At 39.6% G+C, this 16896-nt stretch carries 15 protein-coding genes; 12 read left to right on the top strand and 3 right to left on the bottom strand.

Annotation, left to right across the window (positions count from 1 at the left end; genetic code table 11):
* Positions 1 to 29 precede the first annotated feature (29 nt).
* Entirely contained in the window at positions 30 to 956 is a 927-nt protein-coding gene (lpxL, locus tag A7967_RS13315; protein ID WP_054454529.1) for an LpxL/LpxP family Kdo(2)-lipid IV(A) lauroyl/palmitoleoyl acyltransferase, read from the bottom strand.
* Between the two features lie 115 nt (positions 957 to 1071).
* Entirely contained in the window at positions 1072 to 2412 is a 1341-nt protein-coding gene (gene tolC / locus A7967_RS13310) for an outer membrane channel protein TolC (protein ID WP_054203152.1), read from the bottom strand.
* A 174-nt stretch (positions 2413 to 2586) separates the two neighbouring features.
* On the opposite strand from tolC, the gene A7967_RS13305 reads away from it, so the two are divergent.
* From A7967_RS13305 to A7967_RS13255, 11 genes are all read left to right on the top strand, one after another.
* The gene (locus tag A7967_RS13305; protein WP_054203153.1) at positions 2587 to 3213 is read left to right on the top strand and encodes an NUDIX domain-containing protein; all 627 of its coding nucleotides are present in this window, start codon (positions 2587 to 2589) and stop codon (positions 3211 to 3213) included.
* A 74-nt stretch (positions 3214 to 3287) separates the two neighbouring features.
* Positions 3288 to 3746, top strand: a complete 459-nt coding sequence (locus tag A7967_RS13300) for a DUF1249 domain-containing protein (protein ID WP_054203154.1) — start codon at positions 3288 to 3290, stop codon at positions 3744 to 3746.
* On the top strand, positions 3733 to 4524 hold the full coding sequence (locus A7967_RS13295; RefSeq protein WP_064435782.1) for a metallophosphoesterase family protein: 792 nt from the start codon (positions 3733 to 3735) through the stop codon (positions 4522 to 4524). The genes A7967_RS13300 and A7967_RS13295 overlap by 14 nt, the downstream gene beginning before the upstream one ends.
* The gene (locus tag A7967_RS13290) at positions 4509 to 5093 is read left to right on the top strand and encodes a YqiA/YcfP family alpha/beta fold hydrolase (protein WP_054203156.1); all 585 of its coding nucleotides are present in this window, start codon (positions 4509 to 4511) and stop codon (positions 5091 to 5093) included. Before A7967_RS13295 ends, A7967_RS13290 begins: the two co-directional genes overlap by 16 nt.
* A 5-nt stretch (positions 5094 to 5098) precedes the next feature.
* On the top strand, positions 5099 to 6988 hold the full coding sequence (parE, locus tag A7967_RS13285) for a DNA topoisomerase IV subunit B (protein ID WP_054203157.1): 1890 nt from the start codon (positions 5099 to 5101) through the stop codon (positions 6986 to 6988).
* Positions 6989 to 7003: 15 nt separating this feature from the next.
* Positions 7004 to 8929: a tetratricopeptide repeat-containing diguanylate cyclase gene (locus A7967_RS13280; protein WP_054454524.1), complete on the top strand. Its 1926-nt coding sequence runs from the start codon at positions 7004 to 7006 to the stop codon at positions 8927 to 8929.
* Entirely contained in the window at positions 8922 to 10016 is a 1095-nt protein-coding gene (locus A7967_RS13275) for a PQQ-dependent sugar dehydrogenase (protein ID WP_054203159.1), read from the top strand. Before A7967_RS13280 ends, A7967_RS13275 begins: the two co-directional genes overlap by 8 nt.
* 10 nt (positions 10017 to 10026) lie before the next feature.
* Positions 10027 to 12318, top strand: coding sequence for a DNA topoisomerase IV subunit A (gene parC / locus A7967_RS13270; RefSeq protein WP_054203160.1), 2292 nt, complete (start codon positions 10027 to 10029; stop codon positions 12316 to 12318).
* A gap of 243 nt (positions 12319 to 12561) precedes the next feature.
* Complete coding sequence (locus A7967_RS13265) at positions 12562 to 13275, top strand: 1-acylglycerol-3-phosphate O-acyltransferase (RefSeq protein ID WP_054203161.1); 714 nt, start codon at positions 12562 to 12564, stop codon at positions 13273 to 13275.
* Positions 13275 to 13610, top strand: a complete 336-nt coding sequence (rraB, locus tag A7967_RS13260; protein ID WP_054203162.1) for a ribonuclease E inhibitor RraB — start codon at positions 13275 to 13277, stop codon at positions 13608 to 13610. The genes A7967_RS13265 and rraB overlap by 1 nt, the downstream gene beginning before the upstream one ends.
* A gap of 183 nt (positions 13611 to 13793) precedes the next feature.
* Positions 13794 to 15017, top strand: coding sequence for a cyclic di-GMP phosphodiesterase (locus A7967_RS13255; protein ID WP_054203163.1), 1224 nt, complete (start codon positions 13794 to 13796; stop codon positions 15015 to 15017).
* On the opposite strand, the gene A7967_RS13250 is transcribed toward A7967_RS13255, so the two are convergent.
* Positions 14977 to 15318, bottom strand: coding sequence for a hypothetical protein (locus A7967_RS13250; protein ID WP_054454513.1), 342 nt, complete (start codon positions 15316 to 15318; stop codon positions 14977 to 14979). The two genes, A7967_RS13255 and A7967_RS13250, sit on opposite strands and share 41 nt — an antisense overlap.
* A gap of 285 nt (positions 15319 to 15603) precedes the next feature.
* Between A7967_RS13250 and A7967_RS13245 the strand changes: the two genes are divergently transcribed.
* Positions 15604 to 16866, top strand: a complete 1263-nt coding sequence (locus A7967_RS13245) for an outer membrane protein transport protein (protein ID WP_054203164.1) — start codon at positions 15604 to 15606, stop codon at positions 16864 to 16866.
* Positions 16867 to 16896 lie beyond the last annotated feature (30 nt).

Below are 16896 nucleotides of genomic sequence, written 5' to 3'. Positions count from 1 at the left end.
GTTTATAAAAGCATATTAACGAGAAATTGTCACTTGTAATAAGAGGGCGCGTTAATATCTGGGCGTGTTTTAAATCGTCGGTGTAACCACATATATTGTTCTGGAGCGGCATTTACAGCTTGTTCAATGCGTTGGTTAACACGCGTTACATCTGTTTTATCATCACTACTGGGAAAATTATCTAAAGCAGGAAGTACTTCTAAGTGATATTTACCATGTTTATCACGACGACTGATTAAACTGACTGTTTCACAATTTTTGCTTGCAGCAAATAGGAGTGTACCCGTGGTAGTGGCGGCTTCTGAGACTGCAAAAAAAGGAGCGAACTCACAGCGATTTCGACCATAGTCTTGATCGGGTAAATAGTAACAAACCTTTTTGTTTTTGAGTGCTTTTAAAAGACCTTTCACATCACGTTTGCCGATTAAATATTCGTTTGAACGTAATCGGCCACGGGTCATAAAAAATTCCATCAACGGATTATTGTGAGGGCGATAAAAGCCAACGCCTTGATGATGAATTCCCATTACACGACTCGCCATTTCAAGATGCAAAATGTGTGGTACCAGTAATAATACACCTTTCCCGGATTGTTGAATTTGGTCAAAATGTTCAAGGCCTTTTACTGAGCCATAAACACGCTTAATACGCCAATTTGGCCACCACCACGCCATGCCTGTTTCAAGTGTTGCAATGCCAGTGTTTTCCATATTCTTTTTAACCAGAGCTTGTTGCTCTGTATCGGGCATGTCAGGAAAACATAGCTTAATATTGACCTCTGCAATATGGCGGCGTCTTTTCATCGTCCGATATACTAAACGGCCAAGTTGTTTCCCTAACCAAAGCTGAAATTTAAAAGGTAACCAAGATATAGCGTATAAAAAAAACACGCCAATCCAAGTCAGCCAATAACGCGGGCTTAAAAAAGATAATTTAAATGCAGATGTGTTGACCACGAAAGTATCTCAAATCGAAAAGAAGCTAGTTTAACTGTATGAATGTAAAAATACAAAAAAGCCAGCAAGTTGCTGGCTTTTGAAGTATTTATCAATCATTACCTAAACGAAGGGATTAGATTGCTTTTAAACCTTTGTTGATCGCTTGTAAATCGTTGCTTGTTAACGTACCAGCGGCTTGTTTTAAGCGCAGTGTTGATACGACATAACGATAGCGTACATCAGCAAGATTACGTTTAGCGTTGAACAGGTTTTGCGTACTGTTTAATACATCAACAATGGTACGCGTGCCTACTTCAAAACCAGCTTCAGTGGCTTTTAATGCACTTTCTGCTGATACAACGGCTTGTTCAAGGGCTTTAAACGTCGCAATATCAGAAACCACTTGGTTATAGGATGTGATTACTGAACGAGTTACGCCGCGTAAGCTAGATTCTAAATCTTGGCTCGCTGATACATAAAAAGCACGGGCTTGCTCAGTTGCCGCCAATGTAGCACCGCCTGAGTAAATCGGAACGTTAAAGTTCAAACCAACAGTTGTGCTATCGCCACGTGGTTTCATATGGTTACGGTTTGAATCACTAAGCGTATCACCATAGCTGGCTTTTAAAGTCAGCGTTGGATAATGACCAGCTTGCGCTAAATCAATTTGATCCTTTGCAATATCAACGGTTACTTTTGCAACTTGAAGGTTCAAGTTGTTTTCTTTTGCGACTTCAATAAAATCAACCGATTTCTTGCTTGGGGTAACCGTCGAAAAAGTTTCAGTGTTCAAAGTATCAAGTTTAGCGTGGTATTTACCTGTGATTTCACGTAGTAATTCTCGGGCTGTTTCAACACCGTTTTGAGCAACAATTTCACGAGCAACTGAATTATCAAATTGTGCTTGGGCTTCATGAACTTCAGTAATAGCTGTTAAACCAACAGCGTAGCGTTGTTTTGTTTGCTCAAGTTGACGTTCAATTGCACGCTTTTCAGATTTTACGAACTCTAGGTTATCAATAGCACTTAATACATTAAAGTAGCCATCAGCAACACGGACAATCAGGTCTTGCTGAGCAAAGTCGTATTGTGCATTTGCTTGTAATGCTTGCTTATCTGCAATGCCTAAAGAGTTCCAAGCACCTAAATCGAACAGCGTTTGGTTTAAGCTTAAGCCTCGGGTGAATGAGTCTGAATCACCTTTTAATTTTTCATAGCCAGTCAAGTCAGAACCATCATAAGAAGTACTATCGCTTTTGCTATAACCCATGCTAAAGCCGATTTGAGGTAATAAAGCGCTCATAGCACGGTCACTGTTATAAGATTGCGCGTCCGCTTGGGCTTTTGCCTTTAATACAGTTGGATCGTTAACCGTGGCAATCTCGTAAACTTGAATTAAATTTTCAGCATTTGATGCTGTAGCAGTTAATGCGCATGATAAACCGATCAGCGCAGCAAGAATGTTCTTTTTCATTATTCGTTCAGTCCTTAGACAATTTGCATACTAAAAGCATGGTAACCTGTTTTAGCAAATAACAAAAAAAAAATTGCATAAAACACCGTGATCAAATGTAACAGAATATAATTATTTGTATGCACAGTATAATGATTTATTTTGTTGTGCTTACTAATTTAAGGAAAGTAGAATATGGGCAAGCAACTTGCAAAATTTAGCAAACACGATGTTAAAGTCGCACCAATAGAGTCACTGTATAAAGGTTTTTTTAATATTAACTTGTATCAGTTTGAACATGCTCTCTTTGCCGGTGGTCAATCGGACACGATTCGTCGTGAAATACTAGAGCGTGGCGACGCCGTGGCTGTGCTACCTTATGATATTGCTTTAGATAGTATTTTATTAATAGAACAAATTCGAATCGGTGCAATTAAAAGTAAGCCATCGCCTTGGTTGTTAGAGTGTATAGCAGGAATGACGGATGGCAGCACTGATTACGAGAATGTCGCTAAGCGTGAAGCGTTTGAAGAGGCAGGGTTAGAGCTTACTGAATTAGAGTTTATGTTGTCCTACCTTTCAAGTCCCGGAGGTTCCACTGAACGTTTGTATCTATATTTAGCTAAAACCGATTTGAGCCAGCTTAACAGTGGGATTTATGGACTTGAGACCGAAGGTGAGGATATTAAAACCCACATAGTGAGTTTTACAGATGCGATGGCGCGTTTAAAAAGCGGTGAGATAGATAATGCTGCTACGGTTATTTCATTACAATGGCTTGCACTAAATCGCGAGCGTATAATAGCTGAATGCGTAAAATAACAGTTCATAGTGTTGAATAATCTAAAGTACATTTAAAATTGATTACGTTTAATTTCTAATTTAATGGCGGCAACTTGACAGCATTTGCAGTGAAACAACGATATATTCAAAATCTACCTAAATACCTTACGTTATGTGAGCACAATTACTTACGCGCTTTAAAACTATTACCTAGTGATAGGGAAGTCGGGAGTGCTCGGGACGTTCAGTTGGGCAATAATCAATTTACGATTAAAGTGGATGGTTGCGCAAAGTACACAATGGATATTTCAATCAGGCAATTAACAGGGATGCTAAAGGGGTTTAATCCACTCTTTTTAACTGTGCGCTTGTATCATGATGCGAAGGTCGCAGAAATAGTTCACCATGATTACCATCAAAGAATAAAGCCATCTTATGGTTACCCTAATCCACAAATGCACCAAAAAGATGAAAAGTACCAACTTAATGCATTTTTGTATGATTGGTTAGTTGCGTGTGTTGAAAGTGGCCGCGCAGTTCTCAACTGGGATGTAGATAATGGCTTGGTTTGATGAGGTTGCAAAGTTTAATACTCCCCAGTTACGTTTAGCCCATATCACCGACTGCCATTTATTTTGTGATATTGACGGTGAGTATTTTGCCGTGAATACCGCAAAGCATTTTTCTAGCGCGCTGACACATATGGCGCAGCAGCCTCTAGATGCTGTAATTTTTGGTGGCGACTTAACGCAAGACCACAGCTTTGAATCCTATTTATTATTTGCCCAGTTAATCGCTGATTCCCCTTTAACATGCCCCGTATTTTGGGTGCCAGGTAATCATGATGAAATAAGTTTAATGCAGCGTATTTCTGGTGGCCAAATAAAAAGTGCTAAACGTCTTATTGCTAGTGGCTTCGATATTTTGTTGGTTAACTCTAAAGGGCCTACGCCTGCAGGTTGGGTGAGTGAGCAACATATCAATGAACTCTCAGAGGTATTGGCAACATCGCAACAGCCTGCAGTGGTTTTTTGTCATCATAATCCATTGCCTATAAATGGTTATTTAGATAAACATATGCTAGAAAATGGCCCTCAATTACTCAATGTATTGCATAACAGTGGCCTAGTTAACCATTTGTTTCATGGTCATGTACATAACGATTATCAGTTTAAATTTAGAAGTGTTGATATTTTATCTACACCAGCCAGCTCGGTGCAATTTACTAAGCATAGTATTGATTGGCAGCAGCAAAATATGGGTGCTAGCTACCGTTTAATAACACTTGAAAGGCTAAATACAGCTGAACCACTGTGTGTGAAATCGGAGTTGATATGGCTCAACGAGTAATTTATATTCACGGTTTTAATAGCAGTGAAAAGTCATTTAAAGCTGTGCGCTTTGGTGAGTATATGGCACACTATGGCGTTGAATACTGCGTACCGCGGTTGAGTCATGAACCGTTTCACGCAATTATTCAAATCGAGCAACTACTAACGCCAAATACAGTGTTGTTAGGTAGCTCTTTAGGTGGTTTTTATGCCACTTATTTATCGCAAAAATATCAGCTGCCAGCTGTAGTGATCAATCCTGCAGTTACGCCTTTTTTATTGTTGAGTTCATTCTTAGGGTCAAATTATAATCCATATCAGGATACCCACTACGAACTAAATAAAAGTCATATTAGTGCGCTAAAGTCACTGTCTATTTCAGATTTACAACAGCCATCGCTACTGTACTTATTACAGCAGACAGGCGATGAAGTATTGGCGTTTCAACAGGCAGTTAAATATTATTCACAATGTAAGCAGCATATAGAGTTTGGAGGCGATCACAGTTTTGTTAACTTTGAGAGCACCTTTGCGAGCATTGTCGATTTTCTTAAAATCACGAAAAATAGCCAAGCATATAAAAGATAAAAACTATGAGTCAGCAAAATTATAACGCCGAAGCCATTGAAGTTTTAAATGGCTTAGAACCAGTAAAACGCCGTCCGGGCATGTATACCGATACTACTCGTCCTAACCATTTAGGGCAGGAAGTAATTGATAACAGTGTCGATGAAGCAATGGCCGGACACGCCACAAAAATTGACGTCATTCTGCATGAAGATAATTCTTTAGAAGTCAGTGATGATGGTCGTGGTATGCCAATTGATATTCACCCAGAAGAAGGTATTCCTGGGGTTGAGTTGATTTTCACTAAACTGCATGCGGGTGGTAAGTTTTCAAATAAAAATTACCAGTTTTCGGGTGGTTTACATGGTGTAGGTATTTCGGTAGTAAATGCACTCTCTACTCGCGTAGAAGTTGTTGTTCGACGTGATGCGCAGCAGTACATGATGGCATTTGAACATGGCGATAAAGTTGAAGACTTAAATATTATTGGTACTGTTGGTAAACGTAATACGGGAACCACAGTCCGATTTTGGCCAGATGCTAGCTATTTTGACTCGGCTAACTTTTCACTGACTAAATTGCATCACCTATTAAAAGCCAAAGCCGTACTTTGCCCAGGTTTGCGTATTAAATTTGTTAATAAACAAACTAAAGAAACCCAAGAGTGGTATTACGAAACTGGCTTAAAAGATTACTTAAATGAAGCCGTAAAAGGCTATGACGTTTTACCTAAAGACCCATTCACAGGTGTATTTTCAAGTTCAACCGAAGGAGCAGACTGGGCTGTAGTTTGGCTGCCGGATGGTGGCGAATCAATTGCTGAAAGTTACGTAAACCTAATACCAACAGCTCAAGGTGGTACGCATGTTAATGGTCTGCGCCAAGGTTTACTTGAAGCCATGCGTGAGTTCTGCGAATTCAGAAACTTACTACCGCGCGGAGTAAAGCTGACACCTGATGACATTTGGGAACGCTGTAGTTACGTTTTATCAGTGAAGATGCAAGATCCGCAATTTGCAGGTCAAACTAAAGAGAAGCTCTCATCGCGTTCATGTTCAGCGTTTGTATCTGGCGTAGTTAAAGACTCGTTTAGTTTATGGCTGAATGAACACACGGATACAGCAGAGCTGTTGTCAGAACTGTGTATTTCTAATGCCCAAAAACGCCTACGAGCAGCTAAAAAAGTAGTACGTAAACGTGTTACCGCAGGCCCCGCATTACCAGGGAAATTAACTGATTGTAGCGCTGCAGATAATGACCGAACTGAATTGTTTTTAGTGGAAGGTGACTCTGCTGGCGGCTCGGCTAAACAAGCACGTGATCGTGAGTTTCAGGCTATTATGCCGCTACGAGGTAAGATTTTAAATACGTGGGAAGTTGAGTCAGGACAAATTTTAGCATCACAAGAAGTGCATGATATTTCTGTCGCACTGGGCATTGATCCAGACTCAAGTGATTTATCAACTTTACGCTATAATAAAATTTGTATTCTAGCGGATGCCGATTCGGATGGTTTGCACATCGCAACTTTATTATGTGCGCTATTCGTACGTCATTTTACGACATTGGTAAAAGAAGGCCATGTGTACGTTGCTATGCCACCCTTGTTTAGAATTGATATAGGCAAAGACGTTTACTACGCGCTTGATGAAGATGAAAAATCAGGTATTTTAGCGCGCATAGAAGCCGAGAAAAAACGTGGTAAAGTTAACGTACAACGCTTCAAAGGATTGGGTGAAATGAACCCTTTGCAATTACGTGAAACGACCATGGATCCGAATACCCGCCGATTAGTGCAATTAACGCTTGAAGATGAGCAAGCGACCTTAGAAATGATGGACATGCTACTGGCTAAAAAGCGCTCATCAGATCGTCGCCAATGGTTAGAAGATCACGGTAATCGTGCCCAAGTATAAAAATCAGGAAGATTTATGATGCACATACAGCAAAGGAAAAACGCTATATTAGCTGTTTTGCAAAGTTTAATAGTGAGCTTTGTTGTATGTGGGTATTTGTTTTTAAATACCGTAAGTGCAAAAACTACCTTTGATGAACAGTGGTTAACCACGCAATTAGCCACTGCAGAGAAAAAAAGTATTCAAGACCCAACTCAAGCAATTACCTATCTTACGCAACTATTATCTAAACATGAAAATAATGTAACGGCGTTACAACGTTCAAAATTACAAATATATCTAGCAGAAAACTATCTGTTAAATGGTGAAATGACACCCGCAATTGAGCTCGAAAAGCAAGTTTCCGTTCATTTAGACTTATTAGATAATTTTACCCACATAGATTACTTACTTGTACAAGCGAATATTTATAATTCTATAGGCGATCCTAAAAATGCGTTAACCGCATTATTAGAGGCAAAGAATAAAGCTGAGCTATTTGGCGATGATGATTTGAAAGGTAATGTGTACAGCTCGTTAGCAAGTTATTATGTTTACAATCATGACGAAATTCGCGCGATTGACTATTTTTATAAAGCGTATGAACTAATCAGTCGTGGTGGCAATCAACTGAAGTTAGCTTATATAGAGTCAACTATGGCAAAATCATATGAGTTCTTGTTTGATTTTGAAAAAGCCATTGAGCTGCAAAATAAAGCGCTCGCTTACTTTTTAAAAAATGACCTATCGTTTGATATCATGGTGTCATATTTTCATTTAGCAAAAATTTATTTAAAGTTATCACGTAGTCAAGATGCCATTGATAATGCAAATAAAATGCTAAAAATAAACTATGAAGTGGCAAATCCTAGCTTTGACTATTACGCTTACATCATTATTGCAGAAGCTAACTTACAACTTGATAATTTAGACAAAGCAATCGATTACCTAAATTTGAGCAATGTATATTTTCATGAACTTGAAGATGTGCACAATATTATTAAGCATCTGTATATTCAAGCCGAGATTGAACTCAAAAAAAATAACTTAACTAACGCAAGTAGTACACTTGAAAAGGCGCGACAGCTACTTGCAAATATCCCTGTTGAAAATAGTGTGACATTAGAGTTGAAATTAGTTGCACTGCAAGCGCAATTAGCGATACAGCAAGGTAATTACCAACAAGCAGTTTCTTATCAGCAAGCTCATATAGAGCTCAGTGCACAATACTATAATCAAGTACGAGAATTATCTCGATCACGTCATAAAGTGCAATTTGATATAAAAAAGGTCGAGCTTGAAAAGCAACTTCTTGAAAAAAACAAAGAATTAAATGAGTTTGCTTTACAAGAAATAAAGCAACAACAAACACTTCAAAAAACAGCAATGTTAAGTGTGCTATTACTCTTTTTGGTGTTATTAATATTTACGTGGCGACAGTATCGTTTACGACGAAAATTTAGCTTGCTTGCAAACACTGATTTTTTAACCGGTGTAGCTAATAGACGTAAGATTATGGATTTAGCTGAATTACAGTGGTTACAGCTTAAATTAGATAATCAAAAATTTACACTTATCTGTTTTGATTTAGATCACTTTAAGAAAATTAATGATAACTATGGTCACCCGGCAGGCGACCTAGTTTTAAAGGCTGTAACTCAAATATCGCAGCGAGCTATTCGAGAAAGTGATTTTTTAGGGCGTATAGGCGGTGAAGAATTTCTAGTTGTATTGAATAATACAACATCAGTTGAAGCCACTGAAATAGCTTTCCGCATTAAAAGTGATATAGAGAAAGAGCATATAATTAGTGATGGTCAGATCATTAAAATAACGGCAAGTTTTGGCGTTGCACAAAAAAGTTCTGAATTAACTTCATTTAAAGATTTACTGAAAAAAGCAGACAAAGCCTTATATACTGCAAAAGAGCATGGCCGAAACAGGGTAGAAATCAATGAATAAATTACTAACATCATTACTCGCATTGAGTATGTTAAGTACACCATTAGCAGCAAAAAATATGCTAAAAGAGCTAAGTGTTGCTGACGGCTTTAAAATTAATATTTTTGCCCGCGACGTCGAAAATGCACGTCAGCTAGCAGTCTCCAAAAAAGGCATCGTGTATGTTGGCTCACGTAAAGCTGGCAATGTGTATGCGCTGATTGATCACAATAGCGATGGTGTTGCTGATAAACAAATACTGGTGGCCAGTGGCTTAACAATGCCATCAGGTTTAGCAATTAAAGATAATGATTTATATGTAGCAGAAGTGCACCGTATTATTCGCTTTAAGAATGTTGACACACAACTTAAAGCACCTAAATACGATGTAGTGTACGACGCATTACCAACTGAGCGCCATCATGGCTGGAAGTTTTTACGGTTTTCGCCATCGGGTGAGTTAATAATACCTGTGGGAGTCCCTTGTAATGTGTGTGCTGAAGATGAACGTTATGGGCGTATATTTTCTTTAGATATCAACACCAAACAAATGACAACATTAGCGCAAGGTGTTCGTAATTCTGTAGGGTTTGATTTTCATCCCAGTACACAAGCATTGTGGTTTAGTGATAATGGCCGAGATATGATGGGCGATGACATACCACCTGATGAGCTAAATCGGTTAACAAACGAAGGGGAGCATTTTGGTTTTCCTTACGTACATGCTGGTGCCATCTTAGATCCTGAATTTGGCAGAGATAAGAGTATTACTGAATATAGCCCGCCAGCATTGGCATTGGGGGCGCATGTAGCTCCTTTAGGGATTCACTTTTATAAAGGCAAGCAATTTCCTGCTGATTATAAGCAACAGCTTTTCGTGGCTGAGCATGGATCGTGGAACCGAAGTAAAAAATCTGGATATAAAGTGGCGCTTGCCACCATTGAGCAAGGACGTGTGGTAAAATACACGCCGTTTATTACGGGCTTTATGAAAAACGAAGAAACATTGGGTCGTCCGGTTGCTTTTGCAGAACTTGCCGATGGCAGCTTATTGATCTCCGATGATTATGCCAATGTGATCTACCGTGTAAGCTATAAAAAAAATTAGGTAGGCTTTGATGAGTGATACAGATACCTTGCTAATGCAAGGAATTGAACAACAAACAATGGGACGTTTTACCGAAGACGCCTATTTGAATTATTCCATGTATGTGATCATGGATAGAGCGTTGCCACATATTGGTGATGGCTTAAAACCAGTACAGCGTCGTATTATTTATGCGATGAGCGAACTTGGTCTTTCGTCTGCGGCTAAGTATAAAAAATCAGCGCGTACAGTCGGTGATGTGCTAGGTAAATACCATCCACATGGAGATAGTGCTTGTTACGAAGCCATGGTGTTAATGGCGCAGCCGTTCTCTTATCGTTATCCACTAGTGGATGGGCAAGGCAACTGGGGTGCAGCAGATGACCCTAAGTCTTTTGCCGCGATGCGTTACACAGAAGCACGATTATCTAAATTTGCAGAAGTATTACTTAAAGAGCTTGGTCAAGGCACCGTCGATTGGACGCCAAACTTTGATGGCACCATGGATGAGCCACAAGTATTGCCAGCGCGTTTACCGCATATTTTACTCAATGGCATTACAGGTATTGCAGTTGGTATGGCGACGGATATCCCGCCGCACAATGTGCGTGAAGTCGCCAGTGCATGTTGTTTATTACTAGATAAACCAAAAGCAGAACTTAACGAAATACTAGAGTTAGTTCACGCACCGGATTACCCAACTGAAGCGGAAATAATCACCCCCAAAGCTGATATTCAAAAAATTTATCAAACAGGTCGCGGCTCGATTAAAATGCGTGCGGTGTATACCGAAGAGCATGGCGATATTGTTATCACCGCGCTTCCGCATCAATGCTCAGGCGGTAAAGTTTTAGAGCAAATCGCAGCGCAAATGAATGCTAAAAAACTGCCTATGGTAGCTGATTTACGTGACGAATCTGATCACGAAAATCCAACGCGTATTGTGATTATTCCTCGCTCAAATCGCATTAAAGCAGAACCATTAATGGCTCACTTATTCGCCACAACCGATCTGGAAAAAAACTACCGCGTAAACTTAAATATGCTTGGCCTTGATGGTCGTCCGCAAGTCAAAGACTTGCGTACCATTTTGACTGAGTGGTTAGTGTTTCGCCGCGAAACAGTGCGTAGACGTTTACAGTATCGTTTGGATAAAGTGTTAGCGCGACTACATATTTTAGAAGGTTTATTAGCTGCCTTTTTAAATATTGATGAAGTAATTGAAATCATACGTGCTGAAGATAAACCAAAGCCAGTATTAATGGAACGCTTTGGTATTTCAGATATACAGGCTGAGGCAATATTAGAATTAAAACTTCGCCATTTAGCTAAATTAGAAGAGTTTAAAATTCGCGGTGAGCAAGATGAGCTCGCTAAAGAACGTGATAAGCTAGAGCTAACGCTTGGTTCTGATCGTCGTATGTCGACATTGCTGAAAAAAGAAATTCAAGAAGCGGCTGAGTTGTATGGTGATGATCGTCGTTCACCAGTAGTCGAGCGTTTAGAAGCGAAAGCATTAAGTGAAAAAGATTTAATACCATCAGAGTCGGTAACCGTTGTATTGTCTGAAAAAGGCTGGGCACGTGTTGGTAAAGGTCATGATCTGGATGTAGCAGGGCTCAGTTATCGTGCAGGTGATGAATACAAAGCCTCAGCACGGGGTAAGAGTAACCAACCATCAGTCTTTTTAGATTCTGCCGGACGAGCCTTTGCAACTGACGCACATAGCTTACCATCAGCACGAAGCCAAGGTGAGCCTATGACAGGGCGCTTTAATTTATCAGCCGGCGCAACGTTTGAACATGTGGTTATGGGGGAGGATAAGCAAGTACTGCTTATGGCCTCTGATGCTGGCTATGGATTTATCACCGATTTTGCTGACTTAGTCAGTAAGAACAAAAATGGTAAAGCGTTAGTGAGTGTACCAAAAGGCGGGCAGTTGCTTGAGCCGATTCGCGTTAATGATGTAGCCAGCGATTACTGCATGGCGATATCAAATGAAGGGCGTATGTTGTTATTCCCATTACGTGACTTACCAAAACTAGGTAAAGGTAAAGGTAACAAGATTATCTCCATCCCAAGTGCCAAGGTTCAAGCACGTGAAGAGTTTGTAAAAGTGCTTGCGGTGGTGCCAAATGGCACAAGTGTTACTTTACATGCTGGTAAGCGTAAATTGACGCTTAAGCCGAGCGATTTAGAGCATTATCATGGCGAACGTGGACGCAGGGGTAATAAATTACCTCGTGGATTACAGCGTGTTGATGAAGCCGTTGTTGAGCTTAACCCTGTTGAAGAGATAGATGTAGATACGAGCGATGAATAATCGCGTAACTACTTAATAAAACGGCCTGCATTTGCAGGCCGTTTTTGCTTGAGGTGATTGGAATAATTTAGGATACAGGCTAAAGTTTTATCAAGTGAGGGCATTAAAATTGAAACCGATTGGCTCGCTAGTTCGTTGAAATGAAATATGAAAATTAATTTAAGCTTACAAGTGTGCGCTTAACTCTCGTTTAGCGACTAAAATAACGATATAATGTGCTCTGAATTTTTGAGGAGAGTCTCTTTGTTAGCTTTTTTTCGTATAATAATCATGGCTTTATTTATTGTTTTTAGCTGTGTTTTAGGTTTGTTATTGTGCCTTGTAAAGCCATTTCATAGTAATAATGTACACATTATTTCTGGTTGGTTTGGTTCGATGGCCAGAATGCTTGGGGTGAATTTAGTGATCACTCGCCACCCAGACCTATTAAATAGCGGACCGGCGGTGTATGTGGCTAATCACCAAAATAACTATGATATCTTTACGTTACCCGCGGCGGTACCAAAAAGCTGTGTAAGTTTAGGTAAAAAAAGCCTGAAGTGGATCCCGTTTTTTGGGCAGCTATATTGGCTTTCTGGCAATATTTTAATCGATAGAAGTAATCGCTCAAAGGCTGCCGGTACTATCTCTAAATCAGCTGACAAAATAAAGCAGCAACGTCTATCTGTATGGATGTTTCCTGAAGGAACGCGTAGCTATGGGCGTGGCTTATTACCATTTAAAACAGGTGCATTTCATACTGCATTAAACGCCGAAGTGCCGATTGTGCCTGTCTGTATGAGTACAACTGATAAAACCATTAAGCTAAATCGTTGGGACAATGGTACAATCTATATAGACATGCTAGCGCCGGTGCACCTCGATAAAACTATTGGGGCACGTGAACACGCAACACGTATTCACTCTATAATGGCTGCTAGAATAACTGAATTAGATGCTCAAGTGAGAGAAAAGTAATGGAAAATTGGCGTGAAATTAGTGAAGACATTGTAACTTCGTTACTAGAAGACGGATCAGATCCAGAGATCCTTTATGAAGTTGAGCATCACTTTGTATGCGAAGATTTTGTAAAGCTTGAGCAAGCAGCATTAGCCGCATTTAAACTTGGCTATGACGTTGAAGAGCCTGCGGAACTTGAGCTTGAAGACGGCAGCAAAATTTGGAGCTTTGATATTGTTGTTGAAGCAGAGCTAGATGTTGAAGTTATTATGGAAGACGTTGATAAACTAGCTAAATTAGCTGTAGATACCGACGTTGAGTACGATGGTTGGGGCACTTACTTTCAAGAGTAATGTGTAAATCACTAGGTCCTAGCCACTAGGACCTAGAACAATTTCCTATTGTTTAGTTAATAACGATTCTTGACCTCACCAGCTTATTAATACCTATTTCGTATTCTTTATCTTTGTTATAGACATTTGTATTGAATAGTTGATAATTAAAATCATCATTTAGCGAAATAAATTAATTCTTATATGCTCATTACCCTTCCTATTTCAGAACTTATTCCTGGTATGTTTGTTGACAGTGTTAGCAAGCAATTTGAGGGTATTGATAGCATTAAAATTAAAACCCGGGGTTTAGTTCGCGATAAATCGATTATTAAACGTTTGGTATCGGAAGGAGTACAGGAGTTACTCATTGATTTTACGCAAAGTAATGTCGGGGTTCCGAGTAAATATCAAGAAAAGCCAAAAGCAACACCCGTTACAAAGCCCACCTCCAAAACTCAAACAGACAAAATAAAAAAGATAATTACACTAGAGCAAGAGTTTGCAAAAGCTAGCACGAGTTATGAGCAGCATAATCGTAAACTACAAGGGTTATATGGCGATATAACGTCGGGTTTAAAAATGAATATTTCGCTGCTTGATGACATAGCAAAAGACATTGTTGCGTCAGTATTTCGTAATCACAATGCGATGACAATTTTAACGCGCATTAAAGATAAGCATATGTATAACTGGCAGCACATGATTAATTGCGCCATTTTTGTCACTGTGTTTGCAAAATACCTAGGGTACAAAGAATCAGTAGTACATGAGCTGGCTATGGGGGCTTTACTGCATGACTTAGGTCAAGCAAAGCTACCACAAGGGATATTCTCAAAGTCCGAAGATGTTAATAAGCTTGAAATGCAGGCAATTAAAAAGCATGTAGCACAAAGCTTAGGGCTTGTTAAGGGGGAGAAGGGTATTACTCCATTGATGCTAGATATGATAGTAAATCATCATGAGCGTTTGGATGGTAGCGGCTATCCGCGTGGTATAGAAGGAGAGAAACTTAGTCGACCTGCTAGGATCATGGCAATTGTGGATGTATACGATGCAATGACATCCGATCGGCCGCACCAAATTGGTGATGAGCCAATAAATGCATTACGTCATTTGTTAAGTAATAAATTGTTGTTTGATAATGAGTTAGTACAGCGATTCATCAAGTGTTTAGGTATCTATCCAGTCGGTACTATTGTTAAATTAACCAATGAACGTCTTGCTTTGGTCACAGAAGGAAACCATAAGAATCCAATTCAACCGAAAGTAAAAGTATTTTATAACGCTAAGCATAACCACCATGTCACATCAAAAGACATTGATTTAAATACGTCAGAGCAAGAGCTAAAGATACTCGCGAGTATCAAACCGCTAGATTATCAACTTAACTTGGCTCGTTTGTTAAAAGAGCATCTGGTGGTTTAACACCTTTTTTAGTGATGGATTTATCACAACGTCTTTTGGCTGATTGCTTGGCTGATAGTAATGCACCGCTAAAGCAACTACACATCAGCAATAACCATAATAATGTACCGTTTTCTGAATGCAGTGCAGCACAGCAGCAAAGTAATGCGACCATCGCCGTTAATATTGCTCCTAGCCAATAGTGGTTTACTGGATTATCACATTCACCCGCTTTAGTGCAGGCGCAGAAGTTAGCTTTGCAAAAACAGTAAACGCTAGCACCACAAAATGCTAATGCAGCAATAATTAATCCAATCTCCATAGCGATCATCCCCTCACTTGATATGTTTGCCAGTCTAAATGCGCTTAATTATCAAGTCAATCTAAATGATAACTAATTGCAAATGGTTTTGTTTTTCTCTCATCCGATGTGTTTTAAAAAGTTGTTACTTAGCTGTTAAATATTCGCTTAAATGTGTGTTTTTAACGCTTTGTTACAGTTTTTCGTAAAAAATTGATGTAGTGTATAAAAGTTTTGAATAGAGTAATTACTCATAATAACAACATACATGAGAACCCAAGCGTCGTGCTTGGTTAAGGACACATAATGAAACTTACAAAAACACTTATCGCGGCATCACTTGCTGTAATGTCGGCTGATAGCTTTGCGGCAGCTTTTCAACTTGCAGAACATAGTGCGTCAGGCCTTGGTCGGGCATATGCAGGTGAAGCGGCTATAGCTGAAGATGCGTCTGTAATTGCACGTAACCCTGCCTTGATGTCAGTATTTAAAGAAAAGCAGCTGAGTATAGCTGGTATTGCAGTCGTTCCAGATGTAAGCCTAGAGGGTACAGGGTCAAGTAATGCTGCTGTAAATCCAAATGCACTGAATGATAGTAGTATTGCTCCTAGTGCGTTTGTGCCTGCTGGTTATTTTTTAATGCCAATTAATGATAAGTTCGCGGTTGGTTTTGGCGCATTCTCAAACTTTGGTTTAGCGACTGAGTTTGATGAGAATTACCCTGCGGGTCAGCTTGCGGGTGAAACTGAGATCGTGACTGTAAACATGAATGTAAGTGGTTCATATAAGATCAATGATCAATTTAGTGTTGGTCTTGGCTTAAACTACATTTATGCTGATGCGAAAATTGTCCGAAACTTTGGTGCTAACCCATTTGGTTTACCTGCAGAGACTGAGGCAACTCACTTAGAAGGTGATGATGCTGGCTTTGGTTGGAATGTTGGTGCTATGTATCAGTTAGATGAAAATAGCCGTTTTGGTTTTAACTATCGCAGTGAAACCGATATCACCTTTGATGGTGAGTTTTCAAGTGAGTTGCCGCCAACAATGGGTGGCACGAGTGGGGCTAGTCTTCCAGGCAGCGTAGCAATAACGCTTCCTGCGATTGCAGAGTTTTCAGGTTCTCATCAATTAGATGATAAAACAGGTTTACATTATAGCGTTATGTGGACAGGTTGGAGTAGCTTTGACAAATTAGAAGCAGATGTTGAAGGTCGTGATCAGCCAGGTTTTTCTAAAGATGAAAACTTCTCAAATGCGATGCGTTACTCAATTGGTGGTGATTACCAGTTTAACAAGTCAGTATTATTACGCGCAGGTATAGCCTACGATGAATCACCAGCCGATAAAAATCATATGTCTATTTCAATCCCAGATACGGATCGTTTTTGGTACTCGTTTGGTGTGAATTACACGATGAGTGAGCAATCAAACTTAGATATTGGTATGAGTATCTTACGCGGCAAAACACAAAAATTTACTGAGAATGACAATATTGCTCAGCAATGGTCATTTGAATCAAATGGCCACGCATATTTATTTGGTGCGCAGTATAACTACACGTTTTAACTTAAATAACCGAACTTAGGTTAAGGTACT

Source organism: Pseudoalteromonas neustonica, from assembly GCF_001653135.1.
Lineage (GTDB): Bacteria > Pseudomonadota > Gammaproteobacteria > Enterobacterales > Alteromonadaceae > Pseudoalteromonas > Pseudoalteromonas neustonica.
This window is presented reverse-complemented; position numbering and strand designations above follow the sequence as displayed.